Source organism: Brevundimonas sp. CURTG3B2_SDJG, from assembly GCF_057364705.1.
In genome coordinates this window covers 1-1926 of record NZ_JBNFOJ010000420.1, presented here as the reverse complement: position 1 = coordinate 1926, position 1926 = coordinate 1, and the positions used below count along the sequence as shown (strand labels likewise).

Here is a 1926-nt window from a genome sequence, read left to right as displayed (position 1 = left end):
CCAGGCCGCGCCCGGAGCCGCCAGGACGACCAGGGACGCGGCCAGGAACGCGGCTAGGGCCGTGACGGCGGGCGGCGGCGCAAGGGCCATGGGCGGGCGACGCATGGCGTCAGCCGCCGGTGACGACGGTGGCGGTCAGCTTGGTTTCGCCGTTGGCGGGAACGGGCACCCGCCAGACGATGGTGCGGGAATCGCGGAGCTCGCCCTCGATCGACTGGTTCGACAGTTCGGTGTCGCGGCCCAGGCCCTGCTGGCGCACCTCGACGGTGACCGGCGCGGCACGGGCGTTGCGGACGGTGTATTCGACCACGTAGCGCGTCCGCCAGCGATAGTTCTGGGGCCGGGGGGCCGCCTCTTCGGTGACGATGCGCGGCTGGACGGTGACGTCGAAGGCCTCGCCGGTCGTCAGCACGATGTCCGATCCCGCCGGGGTGTGGGGCACCTGGTCCTCGCCGATGAAGCGGGGTTCGCCGGAGGCGTCGTTGACGTAGACCCGCGCGACCCCGGCCGGCAGCTGGGTCCCCACGCCGGAGGCGCGGCTATTGGAGAAGACCACGGCGACCTCGGCGGCGGCCGGCTCCTCCTCGGTGCGGAAGCCGTGGGCCTGATAGAGGTAGCGCTTGGTCGCCGGCACGCCACTGGCGGCCAGCAGGCCGACCTGCTTGGTCTGGTTGTTGGCCACCGTCACCGGCTCGGGCAGCGGATAGACGTAGACGTCGGCCAGGCCCTGGGCCCCGCCTTGCTCGGTCCCATTTCCGCGCACGCCCGCTCGCGGCGGCTGGGGCCGGTAGCCGCCGTAGGGATCGTTCGGCGCGATCAGCGACACGTCGCCGGCGACCACCCGGGTCTCGGCGTTGGTGAAGCTGGCCCCCGACTGGTTGGTCAGGGTGACCCAGCCGGTCAGATCCAGCCGCCCGGCGGCCTCGTCGAAGCGGGCCACGTAGTCAGCCTTCCACTGCAGGCCGGTCGTCAGATAGCTCAGCACGACGTCGCGCCGTCCGGCCCCTTCAGCGTCCAGGGTCACGCTCAACGTCGGACGCGGGCGCAGGTTGGCCGGCACCTCGTCGAAGATGACCCGCGTGGGCACCCCGTCGTCGCGCAACACCTCGATGTGGCCATCGACCTCCAGCACCACGCCCTCGTTGGCGGCCAGGACGCGCGCGCGATCCGTCTGCTGCGCGCCGGTCCCCGGATTGGTCCGCACGATGCCGATCTCGTCCCCGACCGCCGCCTGCATCAGCTTGTCCGGCGTCAGCAGGTCGTAGTCGAAATTCTGCTCGACGACCGACAGGCCGCGCCCGCTCAGGCCCACCGTCTCGGGCCGGATGCTGGCCGACACCCCCGGAAACTCCCGTCGCGACCGCCCGTTCGGCAGGTCCAGCGAACGCGTGTCCTCCACCAGGGCGATGTTCTGGTTGTAGACGGTCAGCGACACCGACGCGGGGCCGCCGCTTCCGTCCTGCGCCGCCTGGGCGAGCGCGGGAGAGGTCGTGAGCACCGCCAGGGCGGTCCCCGCCAACAGAGCCAGACGATCGATCATGCGGATGCTCCCGGTTGAGCCTCGACGCTCTCACGGGCGCCCAGGCCTGTCGAGCGACGAAACGTGACAGGACGTCACGCTTTGCGGCGCGCTCGGGGGCGCGTATGGGGCGTCCGTGACCCGTTCGCAGGCTGAGCACTGGTCGACCTGGCGTTCGCTGGCCTTCCTGGCCGCGACGTTCGCCGTCGTGCTGGGCGCGCTCCTGCCGTTCGGAGCCATGGCCGCCGCCCGCCCGGGAGAGACCCTGGTGCTGTGCTCGGCCGAAGGGCCGCTGACGATCCAGGTCGGGGGCCAGGTCGGACGGGCCGGGCCAGAAGGCTCACCCCGCCAAATGCGCCGCCTGCGTCATGCCCCTGCTGGCGCCGGTCCCCTCGCCGCCCGCGCCC

Annotated in this window: 1 protein-coding gene and 1 pseudogene; one reads left to right on the top strand and one right to left on the bottom strand. The window is 72.4% G+C overall.

The window, feature by feature from the left end; all coding sequences use genetic code 11:
* Window positions 1-109: 109 nt before the first annotated feature.
* Entirely contained in the window at window positions 110-1540 is a 1431-nt protein-coding gene (locus tag AC2W7C_RS17330; RefSeq protein WP_486002480.1) for a DUF4139 domain-containing protein, read from the bottom strand.
* A gap of 115 nt (window positions 1541-1655) precedes the next feature.
* Here AC2W7C_RS17330 and AC2W7C_RS17325 point away from each other — a divergent pair.
* Window positions 1656-1926, top strand: a pseudogene (locus tag AC2W7C_RS17325) (hypothetical protein); the annotation flags it as partial.